17 protein-coding genes are annotated in these 16546 nt (G+C 63.5%); 13 read left to right on the forward strand and 4 right to left on the reverse strand.

The features are described from left to right. The first annotated feature begins 47 nt into the window (after positions 1 to 47). The gene (locus NKH05_RS25965) at positions 48 to 1064 is read left to right on the forward strand and encodes a zinc-binding alcohol dehydrogenase family protein (protein WP_352856926.1); all 1017 of its coding nucleotides are present in this window, start codon (positions 48 to 50) and stop codon (positions 1062 to 1064) included. A gap of 18 nt (positions 1065 to 1082) precedes the next feature. Here NKH05_RS25965 and phnF read toward each other — a convergent pair whose 3' ends face one another. Further along, on the reverse strand, positions 1083 to 1826 hold the full coding sequence (gene phnF, locus NKH05_RS25970; protein ID WP_352642646.1) for a phosphonate metabolism transcriptional regulator PhnF: 744 nt from the start codon (positions 1824 to 1826) through the stop codon (positions 1083 to 1085). A 134-nt stretch (positions 1827 to 1960) separates the two neighbouring features. Here phnF and phnG point away from each other — a divergent pair, with 134 nt between their 5' ends. The 11 genes from phnG (at position 1961) to phnE (NKH05_RS26025) (ending at position 11806) form a co-directional block, all read left to right on the forward strand. Beyond that, positions 1961 to 2422, forward strand: coding sequence for a phosphonate C-P lyase system protein PhnG (phnG, locus tag NKH05_RS25975; protein ID WP_353026380.1), 462 nt, complete (start codon positions 1961 to 1963; stop codon positions 2420 to 2422). Beyond that, positions 2422 to 3033, forward strand: coding sequence for a phosphonate C-P lyase system protein PhnH (phnH, locus tag NKH05_RS25980; protein ID WP_352495514.1), 612 nt, complete (start codon positions 2422 to 2424; stop codon positions 3031 to 3033). The genes phnG and phnH overlap by 1 nt, the downstream gene beginning before the upstream one ends. A gap of 1 nt (position 3034) precedes the next feature. Further along, on the forward strand, positions 3035 to 4147 hold the full coding sequence (locus NKH05_RS25985) for a carbon-phosphorus lyase complex subunit (RefSeq protein WP_352856930.1): 1113 nt from the start codon (positions 3035 to 3037) through the stop codon (positions 4145 to 4147). After that, positions 4144 to 5055, forward strand: coding sequence for an alpha-D-ribose 1-methylphosphonate 5-phosphate C-P-lyase PhnJ (locus tag NKH05_RS25990; protein ID WP_352549395.1), 912 nt, complete (start codon positions 4144 to 4146; stop codon positions 5053 to 5055). The genes NKH05_RS25985 and NKH05_RS25990 overlap by 4 nt, the downstream gene beginning before the upstream one ends. Continuing rightward, the gene (phnK, locus tag NKH05_RS25995; RefSeq protein ID WP_352856932.1) at positions 5052 to 5828 is read left to right on the forward strand and encodes a phosphonate C-P lyase system protein PhnK; all 777 of its coding nucleotides are present in this window, start codon (positions 5052 to 5054) and stop codon (positions 5826 to 5828) included. Before NKH05_RS25990 ends, phnK begins: the two co-directional genes overlap by 4 nt. Positions 5829 to 6039: 211 nt before the next feature. Then, the gene (phnL, locus tag NKH05_RS26000; RefSeq protein WP_352856934.1) at positions 6040 to 6747 is read left to right on the forward strand and encodes a phosphonate C-P lyase system protein PhnL; all 708 of its coding nucleotides are present in this window, start codon (positions 6040 to 6042) and stop codon (positions 6745 to 6747) included. Next, complete coding sequence (locus NKH05_RS26005) at positions 6744 to 7361, forward strand: DapH/DapD/GlmU-related protein (RefSeq protein ID WP_352483629.1); 618 nt, start codon at positions 6744 to 6746, stop codon at positions 7359 to 7361. The genes phnL and NKH05_RS26005 overlap by 4 nt, the downstream gene beginning before the upstream one ends. A 221-nt stretch (positions 7362 to 7582) precedes the next feature. After that, a complete protein-coding gene (phnC, locus tag NKH05_RS26010) occupies positions 7583 to 8431 on the forward strand; it encodes a phosphonate ABC transporter ATP-binding protein (protein WP_023721975.1) in 849 nt (282 codons plus the stop codon). A gap of 87 nt (positions 8432 to 8518) precedes the next feature. Next, a complete protein-coding gene (gene phnD, locus NKH05_RS26015) occupies positions 8519 to 9427 on the forward strand; it encodes a phosphonate ABC transporter substrate-binding protein (protein WP_023721976.1) in 909 nt (302 codons plus the stop codon). 52 nt (positions 9428 to 9479) lie between these two features. Next, the gene (gene phnE, locus NKH05_RS26020; RefSeq protein WP_353026383.1) at positions 9480 to 10436 is read left to right on the forward strand and encodes a phosphonate ABC transporter, permease protein PhnE; all 957 of its coding nucleotides are present in this window, start codon (positions 9480 to 9482) and stop codon (positions 10434 to 10436) included. Between the two features lie 2 nt (positions 10437 to 10438). After that, positions 10439 to 11806: a phosphonate ABC transporter, permease protein PhnE gene (gene phnE, locus NKH05_RS26025; protein ID WP_352910441.1), complete on the forward strand. Its 1368-nt coding sequence runs from the start codon at positions 10439 to 10441 to the stop codon at positions 11804 to 11806. Between the two features lie 23 nt (positions 11807 to 11829). Here phnE (NKH05_RS26025) and NKH05_RS26030 read toward each other — a convergent pair whose 3' ends face one another. From NKH05_RS26030 to NKH05_RS26040, 3 genes are all read right to left on the reverse strand, one after another. Further along, complete coding sequence (locus NKH05_RS26030) at positions 11830 to 12681, reverse strand: sugar phosphate isomerase/epimerase family protein (RefSeq protein ID WP_352483631.1); 852 nt, start codon at positions 12679 to 12681, stop codon at positions 11830 to 11832. Between the two features lie 177 nt (positions 12682 to 12858). Then, a complete protein-coding gene (locus NKH05_RS26035; RefSeq protein ID WP_352495519.1) occupies positions 12859 to 14046 on the reverse strand; it encodes a Gfo/Idh/MocA family protein in 1188 nt (395 codons plus the stop codon). A gap of 153 nt (positions 14047 to 14199) precedes the next feature. Next, positions 14200 to 15255 carry a sugar phosphate isomerase/epimerase family protein gene (locus NKH05_RS26040; protein ID WP_353026384.1) on the reverse strand — a complete coding sequence of 352 codons (1056 nt, stop codon included), beginning with the start codon at positions 15253 to 15255 and terminating at the stop codon, positions 14200 to 14202. Between the two features lie 394 nt (positions 15256 to 15649). Between NKH05_RS26040 and NKH05_RS26045 the strand changes: the two genes are divergently transcribed. Beyond that, entirely contained in the window at positions 15650 to 16537 is an 888-nt protein-coding gene (locus tag NKH05_RS26045) for a sugar phosphate isomerase/epimerase family protein (protein WP_023721982.1), read from the forward strand. The last annotated feature ends 9 nt before the right edge of the window (positions 16538 to 16546 follow it).

The following is a 16546-nucleotide window of genomic DNA, read 5'->3' on the forward strand; positions in this document are numbered from 1 at the left end:
CTCGCAACAGCAGAGCCGGCGGTGCCATGAACCGACTGGATTGAAGCATGAAAGCCGTCGTCTGCCGCTCGCCCGGCGAACTTGTCCTCGAAGATCGCCCGGCGCCTGGCGCGCCGCCCTCGGGCTGGGCGCTGGTTGCGGTCAGTCATGTCGGCATCTGCGGCACCGATTATCACATTTTTGAAGGCAAGCACCCGTTCCTCGCCTATCCCCGCATCATGGGCCATGAAGTCTCGGGGACCGTGCTGGAGACCGGCCAAGGCGTCGATCTGGCAATAGGCGAAGCGGTGATCGTCAATCCCTATCTCGCCTGCGGCAAATGCATCGCCTGCCGGCAAGGCAAGCCGAATTGCTGCGTCAGGATCGAGGTGCTCGGCGTCCATCGCGACGGCGCCATGTGCGAGCAGATCCTGGTGCCGGCGCAAAATCTTTATCCGGCAAACGGCCTGTCGCTGGCCGATGCGGCCGCCGTCGAATTCCTGGCGATCGGGGCGCATGCGGTGCGGCGCTCGCTGGCTCAATCGGGCGCGCGTACCCTGGTCATCGGCGCCGGCCCGATCGGCCTCGGCACGGCGCTGTTCGCCCGGATCGCCGGGCTCGACGTGACGCTGCTCGACATGAGCGCTGAACGGCTTGGCTTTGCCGAAAGCGGACTCGGCTTCGCGACCCTCGACGGTTCGCGGGGAGCCGCCGCCGATCTGGTGCGACAGGCGACCGACGGCGATGGTTTTGACGTGGTCTTCGACGCCACCGGCAACACCCAGTCGGTGCAGTCGGCCTTCGCCCATGTCGCGCATGGCGGCACGCTGGTGCTGGTCAGCGTCGTCAAGGACGACATCGCCTTTTCCGATCCCGAATTCCACAAGCGCGAGATGATGCTGATCGGCAGCCGCAACGCTCTGCGCGCCGATTTCGACCATGTCGCCGCTTCAATCCGCAACGGTGCGGTGCCGCTGGCAAAGCTAGTCACCCACCGCACCACGCTTGGCGAGACGCTGCGCGACCTCGCCCGCTGGGCACATGAGAAATCCGGGCTGATCAAGGCGGTCATCCAGGTCGGATGACACAACGATAGCCGCGTCTCAAAGCGCCGACAGTCTGAGTTCGATCCGCTCGGCCGGGAAGCGCGACTCCGAAAACTGGATCGGCTGACCGTCGGGCGTGACGTTGACGGCGACCGTCACCAGCACGATGGCGCCGGGCTGCAGGTCGAGGTCGGCAAGGTCGGCGGCATCGGCATGGCGCGCCGACAGCACGGTCGATTGCCGGAGATAGTCGTCGATGCCGAAACGTGCCAGCGATGCCGTGATCGAACCGGTTTCTGCCATGGCAGCATCGATGCCGGCAAAGCGCCTGGCATCGAACCAGCCGGCAGCGCGGGACACCGGCATCCCATCGGCTTCGCCCCGCGTTTCCAGGCGTATCACGTCGGCCCCCTGCACAAGGCCTAAGCCCTCTGCGACACGACGGTTGGCTGGCTCGACCGACGACGCGAGCAAGGTGATATGCCGCTCTGACGCCTGTCCTTGCAATCCCTCGGAAAAGCGGGTGCGGGCGCCGATCGGATAGGACAGCCGCTTTCGCGACAGCACGAAGGTGCCACGCCCTTGCTCCGCCTTGAGCACACCCTCCTGCACCAGCGCTGCGATAGCGCTGCGCACCGTATGGCGGTTGACACCATAGCGTTCGGCAAGTGCCACCTCAGGCGGCAGCGCGGCATTCTCGGGAAAATCGCCGACGGCGATCGAATGCAGGATCTGGTCGGCGATCTGCCGCCATAGCGCGACACCGCTGCGCCGCTCGATGCTGTTGGCTTGCCCGATCATTTCCCGCCCCAATCTTTGCGCCGACCTTTTGGCCCGTGTCACGTACACGTCATAGACACACGCTAGATAATAGATATAATTTGTATAGTTGTCTATATCAATAGACAAATGCACGCAAACGAGGAGTAGCAGCCATGCGAGGACGGGAAGCGCGAGAGCAGGCCGAGCGCAGGGCCGTAATGGCGACGCTGGCGCAATCGTCCGGCGACGACATTGTCCGCCTCTGGGACGAAGCCGGCCTGCCTTCCGAAGCTGAACTTCTGCGTGGCCCCGAAACCGGCCTAGTTACGGTACGCGGCCGCATCGGCGGCGGCGGCGCGCCGTTCAATGTCGGCGAGGCGACGGTCACCCGTGCCACGGTGCGGCTTGCGTCCGGCCATGTCGGCCACTGCTATGCGCTCGGCCGCGACAAGCAGAAGGCAAGGCTGGCAGCAATCGCCGATGCGCTGTGGCAGGACCCGGCCCACCGCAACGGGGTCGAGTCCAGGCTCGTCGCGCCCTTGCAGGCGGCACTGGCCAAGGCCCGTGACCAGCGCCGCGCCGAGACGGCGGCGACCAAGGTCGATTTCTTCACAATGGTGCGCGGAGAAGACTGATGGACCTCGCCACTCAATCGATCGAAGGCGGCTTCGCCGATCCGGTATTCAACGCGCAGACCGTATTCCGCGCTGTGATGGACGCGATGGCGCGGCCGGGCAGCGTGCAGCCCTTGCCGGCCCTCGCCCACCCCCCCGTGCCGCTGTCGGCCACCGCCGGTGCCATTGCTCTGGCGCTGTGCGACAACGACACGCCGCTCTGGCTCGACCCGGCTTTGCAGGGGTCGGCGGCGGTGAAATCCTGGCTTGGCTTCCATACCGGCGCGCCGCTGGCCAACACCCCGGCCGACGCGCATTTCGCGCTGATTGCCACGCCGGCCGAGATGATGGCGCTCGACGGGTTTTCGCAAGGCACCCAGGATTATCCCGATCGTTCGACGACGCTGATCCTTGAGGTCGGCGATCTCGTCTCCGGCGCTCCGCTGCTGCTCGAAGGCCCGGGCATCGAGAAGACGGCGACGATCGCGCCGGCGCAAATGCCGCGTCATTTCGTCGAGCAATGGAAGCAGAACAATCAGCGCTTTCCGCGGGGTGTCGACATCATCCTCGCCACGTCCGACGCAATTGCCTGCCTGCCGCGCACGACGCGCATTAAGACGATGGAGGCGTAGGATGTATGTCGCGGTAAAAGGCGGTGAAGCGGCCATCCGCAACGCCCACAAATTGCTCGCCGACCGCCGGCGCGGCGACCGCTCGGTGCCCGCACTTCGCCTCGACCAGATCGTTGAGCAGCTGGCGCTCGGCGTCGACCGCGTGATGGGCGAAGGTTCGCTCTACGACAGGGAATTGGCGGCACTCGCCATCGTCCAGGCGCGCGGCGACATGATCGAGGCGATCTTCCTGGTTCGCGCCTATCGCACGACGCTGCCGCGCTTCGGCTACACCAGGGCGATCGACACCGGCACAATGCTGGTCGAGCGGCGGGTGTCGGCGACCTACAAGGACCTGCCCGGCGGTCAGCTGCTCGGCCCGACTTTCGACTACACCCATCGCCTGCTCGATCCCGAGCTTGCCGCCGGCGGCGATGTCGCCGAACCGGAGCAGCGTGCAGGCGAAGCGGAGGCGATGCCGCGCGTCTCCGCGATCCTCGCCCGCGAAGGCCTGATCGAGCCCGACGGCGACATGCCTGGGGATCATGTCCCCGGCGACATCACCCGCGAGCCGCTGGAATTCCCGATGGCGCGCGACATCCGCCTGCAGGCGCTGTCACGCGGCGACGAGGGTTTTCTGCTGGCGCTCGGCTACTCCACCCAGCGCGGCTATGCGCGCAGCCACCCTTTCGTCGGCGAGGTTCGCATCGGCGAGGTCGAACTGGAACTGGACGTGCCGGAACTGCCCTTTGCCGTGCCGATCGGCAGCATCCGCGTCACCGAATGCCAGATGGTCAACCAGTTCAAGGGCTCGGCCAAGGCGCCGCCGCAATTCACCCGCGGCTACGGCCTCGTTTTCGGCCAGGGCGAGCGCAAGGGGATGGCCATGGCGCTATGCGACCGCGCTCTTCGTGCAACCGAATTCGGCGAAGATGTTGTCGCCGCCGCGCAAGACGAAGAGTTCGTCATCTCGCATTCCGACAATGTCCAGGCGACCGGCTTCGTCGAGCATCTGAAGCTGCCGCACTATGTTGATTTCCAGGCCGAACTCGACCTCGTGCGCCGCATGCGCGCCGCGCACGACGCCCGCGAAAACGCCGGCAAGGCCGACGAGAAAAGGCAGGCCGCGGAATGACCGGACAACCGACCGACATCGCCACCTACAACTTCGCCTATCTCGACGAGCAGACCAAGCGGATGATCCGCCGCGCCATCCTCAAGGGCATCGCCATCCCCGGCTATCAGGTGCCGTTCGCCTCGCGCGAGATGCCGATGCCCTATGGCTGGGGCACCGGCGGCGTCCAGGTCACGGCGTCGATCATCGGACCGGACGATGTTCTCAAGGTCATCGACCAGGGCGCCGACGACACCACCAATGCCGTCTCGATCCGCGCCTTCTTCAAGAAGGTCGCCAATGTCGCGGTCACCACCGAGACGGCCAAGGCGACCATCATCCAGACGCGCCACCGCATCCCTGAATATCCGCTGAGTGCCGGTCAGGTGCTGGTCTATCAGGTGCCGATCCCCGAGCCGCTGCGCTTCCTCGAGCCGCGCGAGACCGAGACGCGCAAAATGCATGCGCTGGAGGAATACGGCCTCATGCATGTGAAGCTCTACGAGGACATCGCCAAGCACGGCCGCATCGCCACCACCTACGCCTACCCGGTCAAGGTCGAGGGCCGCTATGTCATGGACCCCTCGCCGACGCCGAAATTCGATAATCCGAAGATGCATCGTTCGCCGGCTTTGCAATTGTTCGGCGCCGGCCGCGAAAAGCGCATCTATGCACTGCCGCCCTTTACCGAGGTGGTCAGCCTCGACTTCGAGGATCATCCCTTCGAAGTGCAGACCTTCGACCAGCCCTGCGCGCTGTGCGCGGCCGAGAACGTCTATCTCGACGAGGTCATCCTCGACGACCATGGCGGCCACATGTTCGTCTGCTCCGATACCGATCATTGCGAGAAGCGGCGCGCCGAAGGCCATCGCGGCCACCTCGCGCCCGAGACCCATCTTGCCCCAGGAAAAATGGAGCCGGCTGAATGACGGACGCACCGCTGCTGCGCGTTTCGGCGCTGTCCAAATTCTACGGCGCGCGCGTCGGCTGCGAGAACGTCACCTTTGACCTGTGGCCGGGCGAGGTGCTGGCGGTGGTTGGCGAATCCGGTTCCGGCAAGACGACTTTGCTCAACTGCCTGTCGACTCGGCTGCTGCCCAGTTCCGGCACCGCCAGCTACCGCATGCGCGACGGCCAGTTCCGTGAGCTTTACCGCATGAGCGAGGCCGAGCGCCGCTTCCTGATGCGCACCGACTGGGGCTTTGTCCATCAGAACCCCGCCGACGGGCTGCGCATGACGGTGTCGGCCGGCGCCAATGTCGGCGAACGGCTGATGGCGGTCGGCGACCGTCACTATGGAAAAATCCGCGCGACGGCCGTCGACTGGCTGTCGCGTGTCGAGATCGACGAAGACCGCATCGACGACGAGCCGCGCGCCTTTTCCGGCGGCATGCGCCAGCGCCTGCAGATCGCCCGCAACCTCGTCACCGGGCCGCGGCTGGTGTTCATGGACGAGCCGACCGGCGGCCTCGATGTCTCAGTGCAGGCGCGCCTGCTCGATCTGCTGCGCGGGCTGGTGACCGACCTCGGTCTCGTGGCCATCGTCGTCACCCATGATCTTGCGGTGGCGAGGCTGCTGTCGCAGCGCATGATGGTGATGAAGGACGGCCGCGTCGTCGAAAGCGGCCTCACCGACCGCGTCCTCGACGATCCGCGCGCGCCCTACACCCAGTTGCTTGTCTCCTCGATTCTGCAGGTGTGACGATGATTGCTCCGGCGTACCCCCCTCTGGCCTGCCGACCATCTCCCCCTCAAGGGGGGAGATCGGCAGCTTTTATGTCCCGCCCGTTCTGCGACACAGGAGAATGGCGAAACCGAATGCGACAGCCAATCTCCCCCCCTGAGGGGGAGATTGCCGGCAGGCCAGAGGGGGGTGTTGGCCCGCAAACGACTGGCGAATGGAGCACCCTCTGATGGCAACCCCGCTCGTCGTCTCCGATGTCGCCAAGAGCTTCACCATGCATCTGCGCGACGGCATCAAACTGCCTGTCGTCGCCGGCGTCTCTTTCGCGATCAGGGCCGGCGAATGCTCCGTGCTCGGCGGCCCGTCCGGCGCCGGCAAGAGCTCGATCCTGAAAATGCTCTACGGCAATTATGCCGTCGACGCAGGCCAGATCATCGTCCAGCACGAGGACGGGCTCATCGATTTCGCCACGGCCAGCCCGCGCACCGTGCTAGCCGTGCGCCGGCTCACGATCGGCTATGTCAGCCAGTTCCTGCGCACCGTGCCGCGCGTCTCGGCGCTCGATGTCGTCGCCGAACCGCTGGTCGAGCGCGGCGAGGAGCGCGAAGCCGCGCGCGGCAAGGCACGCGACTTGCTGGCCCAATTGAACCTGCCGGAAAAACTCTGGGCGCTGCCGCCGGCGACGTTCTCCGGCGGCGAACAGCAGCGCGTCAACATCGCGCGCGGCTTCATCACCGAGCATCCGATCCTGCTGCTCGACGAGCCGACCGCTTCGCTTGATGCGAAGAACCGGGACGTGGTGATTTCCCTGATCGCCGCCAAGAAGGCGGCGGGCGTCGCTTTGCTCGGCATCTTCCACGATTACGACGTGCGCGAAGCCGTCGCCGATCGCATCATAGACGTGACCGCCTTCGCCGCTGGGAAAATCGCCGCATGACCAGGAAATTGTCGGAGGCCCCGCTGGTCCACGAGACGGCGGAGATCGAGAACTCGACGCTCGGCCGCTGGACCGAGATCGCCGACCGAAGCCGGGTTTCGGAAAGCATGATCGGCGACTATTCCTACATGATGCAGGACTGCAGCGTCTGGTGCGCGACAATCGGCAAATTCGCCAACATCGCCGCCAGCGTCCGCATCAATGCCACCAATCATCCGACCTGGCGGCCGACGCTGCACCATTTCACCTATCGCGCCTCCGACTATTGGGACGACGCCGAGCACGAGAGCGAATTCTTCGCTCAGCGCCGCGCCAAACGCGTCACCATCGGCCACGACACCTGGCTCGGCCATGGCTCGACCGTCCTGCCCGGCGTCACCGTTGGCGACGGTGCGGCGGTCGGTGCCGGCGCAGTGGTATCGAAGGACGTCGCTCCCTACACCATCGTCGGCGGCGTACCGGCCAAGCCGATCCGCGAGCGCTTCGACCGCCGCACCGCGGAGCGCTATCAGGCGCTCGCCTGGTGGGATTGGGATCATGCAAGGCTGCGCGCCGCGCTCGACGATTTCCGGGAGCTGTCGGCGGAGGCTTTTCTGGAGAAGTATGGTGGCTAAGGATCGTGAATGGTAATGGCGGGCAGCGAATAAATTTCGAGGCTCAGGAAAGCCTTTCTTATCACCATTCACCATTCGAGCTTCTCGCGCCGAGTTGATCCCGCCCCGCTCCAGGCTGTGGGCGGTAACAAAACTGACATCAATCAGACACCGCAGGTTCACGTAGCTGCGCTAGCGAGGATTAACAGACCTTCAATTGCGATTGGACTGGAGCCTGCACCATGTCAGCTACGCTCGAAATCCGCGGCGTCACCCGCCGGTTCGGCAAGAACACCGCCGTCAGCAATGTTCACATCTCGATCCCGCAAGGACAGATGGTCGGCGTCATCGGCCGCTCCGGCGCCGGCAAATCGACCCTTCTGCGCATGATCAACCGCCTCATCGATCCCAGCCAGGGATCCATCCTGTTCGACGGCGTCGAGGTTTCCGGGTTGCGCGGCTCGCCGCTCCGGCGTTGGCAACGCGACTGTGCCATGATCTTCCAGCAGTTCAATCTGGTGCCGCGCCTCGATGTGCTGACCAATGTGCTGCTCGGCCGGCTCAACCACCGCTCGACCCTGTCCAACCTGTTCGGCATGTTCTCCCGCAACGAATGCGCCGAGGCGGTTGCAGCCCTCGAGCGCCTGGACATCGCCCGCACCGCGCTGCAGCCCGCCGGCACGCTTTCCGGCGGCCAGCAGCAGCGCGTTGCGATCGCGCGTGCCATGATGCAGCAGCCGAAGGTGTTGCTCGCCGACGAGCCGATTGCCTCGCTCGATCCGCTCAACGCCAAAGTGGTGATGGATTCGCTGCAGGATATCAATTTGCGCGAGGGTATCACCGTCATCACCAATCTGCATACGCTGGATACGGCGCGCAACTATTGCAACCGCATCATCGGCATGGCCGCCGGCAAGGTCGTCTTCGACGGCCCGCCCGAAGACCTCAATCGCGAGGCGGTGCGCATGGTCTATGGCGCCGACAGCAATGGCGGCGAAATCTCCGAGGCCATCACCTCGACCAGTGTCGCCATCAAACAGAAAATCGCTGCATCCGCCGGACCGCTCGAGCCAGCGTTTCCTGGTTATTGAGAACGGCCTGATCGCCGCCCGCGTCAAAGGCACTCGTCAAAATTCGATCGCAACCGGCGCGAGGCCGGATCAAAGGAGAGAGACCCAATGTTCAGGAAGATGGTTTTTGGCGCGGTTTCATTGCTCGCCATCGCGGCCAGTGCCGCTCACGCCCAGGATATCAAGGAATTCCGCATCGGTATCCTTGGCGGTGAAAATGAAGCGGACCGGCTGCGCAATTTTCAGTGCCTCGCCGATCACCTGACGTCCGAATTCGGCTTCGAGAAGGTCTCGCTGTTCCCGGCCGCCGACTACGACGGCGTCATCCAGGGCCTGCTCGGCGGCACGCTCGATTTCGCCGAGCTTGGTGCGTCGGGCTATGCCAGCGTCTACCTCAAGGATCCGAACGCGGTGACCCCGATCCTCACCACCCAGCAGACCGACGGTGCGACCGGTTATTATTCGATAGGCCTGGCGCTGAAGTCGTCCGGCATCACCGACATCAAATCGGCCAAGGGCAAGAAGCTCGGTTATGCCGACCCGGATTCGACGTCGGGCTATCTGATCCCGCTGACCCAGATCCCGAAGGACACCGGCGCTTCGAACGAAACCTTCTTCGCCTCGACCCAGTTCAATGGCGGCCACGAGAACAACCTTCTCGCCGTCCGCGACGGCAAGGTCGACGTGGCGGTTGACGACTCCTCGGGCATCGGCGACTTCAAGAACGGTTACACGTCCGGCACCTTCCACAAGGAAGTCGCCAAGGGCGCCGTCGACCCCAACGACTTCGTCGAAGTCTGGCGCTCCGGCCTGATCCCGAATGGCCCGCTGGTCGTGCGCACCGCGCTCGGCGGCGATATGAGCGCCAAGCTCGCCAACTTCTTCACCAGCTTGCCGGCCAAGGACAAGCCTTGCTTCGAAGCCATCGAAGGCGGCGATTTCACTGGCTACGTTCCAGTGAAGCCGGACTTCTACAGCGTCATCGTCGAAGCCCGCAAAGCCGCGATCGGCGGGTGAATGCAATTGAAAAGGGCGGCCTTACCAGCGCCGCCCTTCTTGCATGCCGATCATGACCATCTCAGCCACGATCCGTTCAGACGCGACCCGGCGGACGGCCGACACCTGGCGACGCCAGACGTCCTTGCGCCGGTTCTACACCGCGCTCGGCATCGGCTTGCTGCTTGTTGCCATGTGCACAGCCATGTGGTTCGCCGACGAGGCCAATGCCGGACATTTCTTCGATCGGCTGCCGCACATACTGGATTTCCTTAGCTGGCTTGTTCCCAAGGACTGGAATGACGTCTGGCGCGCGCTGTTCGACATCGCATCGCCGCACGACAAAGGCAGCCAGGAGTTCAACTTCCCGCTTGGCCGCGTCTATCTCTGGCGCGGCTTTTATCTACCCGAATATTTCGAGCTGATGCTCACTACGCTCAACGTGGCGCTGGTTTCCACTTTCATCGGCTTCGTCTTTGCGGTGCCCTTCTCCTTCATCGCGGCGCGCATCTTGACGCCCAGTCCGGTGCTCAGGCTCGTCGTCAAGCGCTTCATGGAACTGCTTCGCGCCTTCCCGGAGATCGTCATTGCCGGCCTGTTCGCAGCCATCCTCTCGACCGGCCCGGTCGCAGCCATCATCGCCATCGGCCTGCATTCGATCGGCGCCCTCGGCAAGCTCTTCTACGAGATCAACGAAAACATCGACATGCGCGCCGAAGAAGGCCTGCGCGCCGTCGGCGCCAACTGGTTCGATCGCATGCGCTTCGCTGCCCTGCCGCAGGTGCTGCCCAATTTCACGTCCTACACGCTGCTCAGGATCGAGATCAATGTCCGCATCTCGACCATCATCGGCGCGGTCGGGGGTGGTGGCATCGGCGAGGAGCTGAAGCTCTCCATCTCGCGCGGCTTCGGCGCCAAGACGCTGGCTCTGGTGCTGCTGTTGTTCACCACCATCTTCCTCGTCGATCAGTTCTCTGCCTGGCTTCGCCGCAAGCTCGTCGGCGAGCAGGCTTTCATGATGGGCGCCTGAGCATGGCCGCAATGACCGCCGATGAGATGCAGTCGATCGAGGAGCGCTTCCCCCATGTGTTCCGGCGGCCCCTGTACAAACGCTTCGGCCCGCTGGTCCTGTTCGCCGGCATCCTGCTCTACCTCGTCTACACCTTGTGGTTCTTCAGCCTGCCGCAAGTTCTGAGGGAATCCCACTGGGAGCGCCTGCCGCTCTTTCTGACGCAATGGATCAGCTACGATCTGCAGCCGGAATTCCGTCTCGATCAGCCTCAGATCACGCCCAAATACCCGCGTTTTTCCGCGCTGGGCGAAGATCCTCATCCCGACTGGGTTATCACCAATGCGAACGGCTCCTACACCATTCTGATCGCCGGCCGGGCCAAATCGGTTACCTTCGACAAGACCGAGGCGACGCTGGTCGCCAATGGCCAGACGGTGCCGGTGTCCTTGGCCAGCGGCAAGCCGGTGATATCCGGCCTGGTGCCGGACTGGATCACCGCACACGACGACGAAATCGTCGCCAGGATGGGCTTTGCCGGCGAGGTCCGCATAACCGTCGATCGCGTCAAAGTCCGTAAGCGCTTCCTCGGCTGGGCGAATTTCGTCTTCGACACACGCTCGCCCTTCTTCGGCAAGTCGCCCGGCGAGGTGGTCTCGTTGCTGATGTCCGGACCCCAGCTCAAGCCGGGCACATCTAACATCACGCTGGCCGCCGACAATATCTGGTACAACGCCCAGTGGCAGCATGGCGATGTCTGGACGAAGCTGTTCCAGACCATCGTAATGGCATTTCTCGGCACCTTGCTCGGCGGCATCGTCGCCTTCCCGCTCGCCTTCTTTGCCGCCCGCAACATCACCCCGAGCGGCGTGATCAGTCAGGTGCTCAAGCGCTTCTTCGATTTCATGCGTTCGGTCGACATGCTGATCTGGGCGCTGTTCTTCACCCGCGCCTTCGGCCCGGGCCCGCTTGCCGGCAGCGCCGCGATCTTCTTCACCGAGATCGGCACGCTCGGCAAAGTCTATTCGGAAGGCCTCGAGAACATCGACGACAAGCCGCGCGAGGGCATCCAGTCGACCGGCGCCAACGGCTTGCTGGTGCAGCGCTATGGCGTGCTGCCGGAAGTGATTCCGGTCTTCATCAGCCAGACGCTCTACCAGTGGGAATCCAACACCAGGGGCGCAACGATCATCGGCGCTGTCGGTGCCGGCGGTATCGGCCTGAAGCTTTGGGAAGCGATGCGCACCAACTCCAACTGGGCCAATGTCTTCTACATGGTGCTCTTGGTCCTGCTCGTCGTTTTCATCTTCGACAACATTTCCAATTTCCTGCGCCGCCGCTTGAGCAGGACGATCCACGACTACAACAGGATCCAGGCCGGCCAGGGGTGACGGCCGCGTTGCGCCGGCGGCAGTTAGGCCGCCTTCTTCCAGCCGCTCCTGATGTGCCTGTAGCCGTCGCGGTAAACAGCTTCCGGGCCTTCGGAAAAGTCGCGCCACACCTTGGTGGCCGCGGCCAAATCCTTCAGCGAGCGGCCGAACGCCTCGATCGTCAGCCAATCGTCATAGTCGCTCTCGCGGATGGCGGAGAAAGTCTCCTTCCAGGGGATGTGACCGCGGCCCGGCACGCCGCGGTCGTTCTCCGAAATGTGGATATGGACGACGTTCTTGCGGTTGCGTGTATAGGCGCCGATCGGGTCGGCCTCTTCGATGTTGGCATGGAAGGTGTCGTACATCGCCTTGATGTGCGGCCGGTCGATCGCGTCGATATGCTCCGACAAATCGTCCATCGTGTTGAGCAGATAGCATTCGAAGCGGTTGAGCGCCTCCAGCCCGATGGTGACGCTCTTGTTGCCGGCATGGTCGCCAATAGCGCGTTGCGAAGCGATCGAACGTTTTTTCTCGGCCGCCGTCGGCCCGCTGCCCGAGAAGGCCCCGAGCGTCGAATGCAACGGGCCGCTCAACGTGTCTGCGCCAAGCGCCTGCGCGCAGTCGATCGCCCATTTCATGTAGTCGATACCGGCCTTGCGCGTCGAGGCATCCGGCGAGATCAGGTTCATCGCCGGATCGCCCATGGCCGAGACGGCGGTGCGTTGCAGCCCGATTCGGTCGAGCAGATCACCGAGCTTCTTGTAGCCGTCCGGCGCGCCGGAGAAGACCGGTATTTCGACGCCGTCGAAGCCGGTCGTCTTGATGTCTCTCAACAGCGGCTCGTGTTTTTTCGACACGGCCGTCGTCCACAACAGCATGCACATGCCGATCTTCATCGACGCCCCTCCCTTCATTCGCTCGATCGCGCCCGAGGAGTGGTAGATTCAGGTCAGGCCGAGCCGAAAATGGTAGGTTCCGAGAACCGGAGCGGAGCGTACTTTTGGTACGTGAGCACCGGAAGCGCAGGAAAACTGCCATTTGCAGGCCGGCCTCACCTGAATATCACCACCCCTTCAAAGCTTCGTCCACGCCCCATTCTTCTTAGACGACTTCACGCAGGCTTCGATGAAGGCCATGCCTTCGACGCCGTCTTGCACGGTTGGGAAGACGACATCCTTAGCCGGCTTGCCGCCCGTCCGGCGCGCCGCACGAATAGCCCGCGCGGCTTCCTGGTAGATGTTGGCGAAACCTTCGAGATAGCCTTCCGGATGCCCTGGCGGGACGCGGCTGACGCGCCCCGCGACGGGGAGCGCGCCGGCGCCATTTCGGGTAATCAACTGCTTCGGCTCGCCGAACGGCGTGTACCAGAGATAGTTCGGGTCGGCCTGCACCCATTCGAGCCCGCCCTTCGAGCCGTAGATACGCAATTTCAGCCCGTTCTCGTGGCCGGGCGCCACCTGGCTGGCCCAGACCATGCCCTTGGCCGGGTGCGACCCGCCGACCGGCTTGAAGCGCAGCAGCACATTGATGTTGTCGTCGAGCAGCCTCCCCGGCACGAAGGCATCGAGATCGGCCGACAACGAATCGAGCTCCAGCCCGGAGACGAAACGGGCAAGGTTATAGGCATGGGTGCCGATATCACCCAGCGCACCGCCCGCACCCGCCTGCTTGGGGTCTGAGCGCCACGCAGCCTGCTTCTGGCCGGTGGCGGCCAGGTCCTCGGTCAGCCAGTCCTGCGGATATTCCAACTGCACGATGCGGATATCGCCGAGCTGCCCCTTGGCCACCATCTCGCGTGCCTGCCGCACCATCGGATAGGCGGTGTAGTTATGCGTCAGCACGAACACTTTGCCGGTCTTTTCGACCAGCGCCGCCAGCTTCTTTGCCTCGGCCAGCGTCGTCGCCAGCGGCTTGTCGCAGATGACGTGGATGCCGGCCTCGAGAAAAGCCTTGGCAGCCGGCACGTGCACATTGTTCGGCGTGACGATGGCGACCACCTCGATGCCGTCCGGCCGCTTGGCCTCCGCCTTGGCCATCTCGGCATAGGAGCCGTAGCTGCGTGCCGGATCGAGCCCAAGCTCGGCCGCCGAGGCCTTGGCGCGCTCCGGATTCGATGACAGCGCGCCGGCGACCAGCACGAACTCGTTGTCCATGCGCGCCGCGATGCGGTGCACCGCGCCGATAAAGGCGCCTTGTCCGCCGCCAACCATGCCGTAGCGGATCGGACCGCCCCCGGTTTCCGCCTTCGATGCGCCGACCATGATTTTCTCCCTCGTTGTCTGAGATACCCCTCCCCTTGAGGGAGGGTGGCCCGAAGGGCCGGGAGGGTCGGTCAATGCCGAGCTCAACCCAGCGACCCCACCCCGATCCGCTGCGCGGATCGACCCTCCCCTCAAGGGGGAGGGAAAGCTGTGTTAGATCCCCATCATCCCGCGCAGCACCTTTTTGTCGGTCGTGCCGCCGGCGAAATCGTCGAATGCCTTTTCCGTAACCCTGATGATATGATGCTGGATGAAGGGAGCGCCCTCGGCAGCACCATCCTCCGGGTGCTTCAGGCAGCATTCCCATTCCAGCACCGCCCATGAATCATAGTTGTATTGGGTAAGCTTGGAGAAGATGCCGCCGAAATCCACCTGTCCGTCGCCGAGCGAGCGGAACCGCCCGGCACGGTTGGTCCAGCTCTGGTAGCCCGAATAGACGCCTTGCCGCCCGGTCGGATTGAACTCGGCATCCTTGACGTGGAACGCCTTGATCCGCTCGTGGTAGATGTCGATGAATTCGAGATAATCGAGCTGCTGCAGCAGGAAGTGCGACGGGTCGTAGTTGATGTTGCAGCGCTTGTGGCCGCCGACCGCATCGAGGAACATCTCGAATGTCGCGCCGTCGAACACGTCCTCGCCCGGATGGATTTCGTAGCCGACATCGGCGCCGTTCTCGTCATAGACGTCGAGGATCGGCTTCCAGCGCTTGCCGAGTTCGGCAAATGCTTCCTCGATCAATCCCGCCGGCCGCTGCGGCCACGGGTAGAGGTAAGGGAAGGCCAACGCCCCGCAAAACGACACCGACGCCTTGAGCCCGAGATTCTTCGACGCCTTGGCGCCGAACTTCATCTGCTCGACCGCCCATTGCTGCCTGGCTTTTGGATTGTTGTGCACCGCAGGTGGAGCGAAGCCGTCGAATTGTGCGTCGTAGGCCGGATGCACCGCCACCAGCTGACCCTGCAGATGCGTCGACAGTTCAGTGATCTCGACGCCGGCATCGGCGCAGATGCCCTTCACCTCGTCGCAATAGGCCTTCGACGACGCTGCCTTCTCGAGATCGAACAGCCGGGCGTCCCATGTCGGGATCTGCACGCCCTTGTAGCCCAGACCGGCCGCCCATTTGGTGATCGAGGCCAGCGAGTTGAACGGAGCGGCGTCGCCCGCAAACTGCGCCAGGAACAGACCAGGCCCCTTCATCGTCGTCGGCATCGGCATCTCCCTATGTTTCGCGACCAAGCATAGCGCCGATTGAAAACAGGGCCAGCCTCTTTGGTCTCTTTGCACAGCGCGCTCGGCGCCGCTATTCTGGTATTACCAAATGCCGAAATCTGGTCAAGCCATTTGACGCGCGGCCGCAGTCCTGCAACCATGCCGAGCTGCCCAACATAATTCAACGTAATCAATGCTGTAAGCAAGTGACGGCGCTTGATGGTAGCACTTCTTGCCGTCCAGATGAAATTACTGTAGACCTCCCATCAAGCCCAATTGGTCGAACCAGTTTGCCAAAAAAATGCTGGGAGGCCTTGGGGAGGAATCATGCAGCGCACTTCGGCAGAGTGCGTCGCAGGCGAACTGGTACAGGCGATTCTGGGAAGGATAGACCATGCATCTTTCGACGCACAATTGGATGCGGGCGGAGCCGCTGGAAACGACGCTCAAGCGCATCAAGAAATTCGGCTATGAGTCGATCGAGATTTCCGGCGAACCCGAACAGTACAAGACCAAGGAAACACGCGCGCTGCTGAACGAGTACGGCATCCGTTGCTGGGGAGCGGTGACGCTGATGCTGGGCGAGCGCAATCTCGCCGCCAAGGACCAGGGCCAGCGCGAGCGCTCGGTGCAATATGTCAAGGACGTGCTGACCATGGTCAGCGAGCTCGACGGCGAGATCATCACGCTGGTTCCCGCCACCGTCGGCAAGGTCGTGCCGGACGGCACCGAGGAAGAGGAATGGAAATGGGTGGTCGACGCCACCCGGGAATGCTTCACCCACGCCAAGAAGGTCGGCGTCAAGATCGCGGTCGAGCCGCTCAACCGCTTCGAAACCTACCTGTTCAACCGCGGCGCCCAGGCACTGGCCCTTGCCGATGCGGTCAGCCCCGAATGCGGCGTCTGCCTCGACGCCTACCACATCCACATGGAAGAATTTAACGTCTATGACGCCATCCGGCAGGTCGGCAAGCGCCTGTACGACTTCCATGTCGCCGACAACAACCGCTTCGCTGCCGGCCTCGGGCAGATCGACTGGCCGAAGATTGTCGGCACGCTGAAGGAGATCGGCTATGACGGCGCGCTGACCAATGAATTCGTCGCCCCAGTCGACCGCACGCCGGCAGCCCCCTATCCCGACATGGTCGAACGCAATCCGGTCGACATCTCGCCAGAGCAGCTGAAATTCATTCAGGACCACGGCTCCAGCGTGCTCACGGAAAAATTCTACACTGACCAGATGCGCATCAATGCGGAAACGCTGCTGCCGCTGATCAAGTAGCCAAGCCGT

It is taken from the genome of Mesorhizobium sp. M1399 (genome assembly GCF_040317735.1).
GTDB lineage: Bacteria > Pseudomonadota > Alphaproteobacteria > Rhizobiales > Rhizobiaceae > Mesorhizobium.

Bases quoted from the DNA above. Each gene is read 5' to 3' on its own strand.
- phnK (WP_352856932.1), top strand. From the start codon at position 5,052: ATGACGGACGCACCGCTGCTGCGCGTTTCGGCGCTGTCCAAATTCTAC.
- NKH05_RS25990 (WP_352549395.1), top strand. From the start codon at position 4,144: ATGACCGGACAACCGACCGACATCGCCACCTACAACTTCGCCTATCTC.
- NKH05_RS26030 (WP_352483631.1), bottom strand. From the start codon at position 12,681: ATGAAGATCGGCATGTGCATGCTGTTGTGGACGACGGCCGTGTCGAAA.
- NKH05_RS25985 (WP_352856930.1), top strand. From the start codon at position 3,035: ATGTATGTCGCGGTAAAAGGCGGTGAAGCGGCCATCCGCAACGCCCAC.
- NKH05_RS26005 (WP_352483629.1), top strand. From the start codon at position 6,744: ATGACCAGGAAATTGTCGGAGGCCCCGCTGGTCCACGAGACGGCGGAG.
- phnD (WP_023721976.1), top strand. From the start codon at position 8,519: ATGTTCAGGAAGATGGTTTTTGGCGCGGTTTCATTGCTCGCCATCGCG.
- NKH05_RS26035 (WP_352495519.1), bottom strand. From the start codon at position 14,046: ATGGTCGGCGCATCGAAGGCGGAAACCGGGGGCGGTCCGATCCGCTAC.
- phnE (WP_352910441.1), top strand. From the start codon at position 10,439: ATGGCCGCAATGACCGCCGATGAGATGCAGTCGATCGAGGAGCGCTTC.
- NKH05_RS26045 (WP_023721982.1), top strand. From the start codon at position 15,650: ATGCATCTTTCGACGCACAATTGGATGCGGGCGGAGCCGCTGGAAACG.
- phnE (WP_353026383.1), top strand. From the start codon at position 9,480: ATGACCATCTCAGCCACGATCCGTTCAGACGCGACCCGGCGGACGGCC.
- NKH05_RS25965 (WP_352856926.1), top strand. From the start codon at position 48: ATGAAAGCCGTCGTCTGCCGCTCGCCCGGCGAACTTGTCCTCGAAGAT.
- phnH (WP_352495514.1), top strand. From the start codon at position 2,422: ATGGACCTCGCCACTCAATCGATCGAAGGCGGCTTCGCCGATCCGGTA.
- NKH05_RS26040 (WP_353026384.1), bottom strand. From the start codon at position 15,255: ATGCCGACGACGATGAAGGGGCCTGGTCTGTTCCTGGCGCAGTTTGCG.
- phnC (WP_023721975.1), top strand. From the start codon at position 7,583: ATGTCAGCTACGCTCGAAATCCGCGGCGTCACCCGCCGGTTCGGCAAG.
- phnF (WP_352642646.1), bottom strand. From the start codon at position 1,826: ATGATCGGGCAAGCCAACAGCATCGAGCGGCGCAGCGGTGTCGCGCTA.
- phnL (WP_352856934.1), top strand. From the start codon at position 6,040: ATGGCAACCCCGCTCGTCGTCTCCGATGTCGCCAAGAGCTTCACCATG.
- phnG (WP_353026380.1), top strand. From the start codon at position 1,961: ATGCGAGGACGGGAAGCGCGAGAGCAGGCCGAGCGCAGGGCCGTAATG.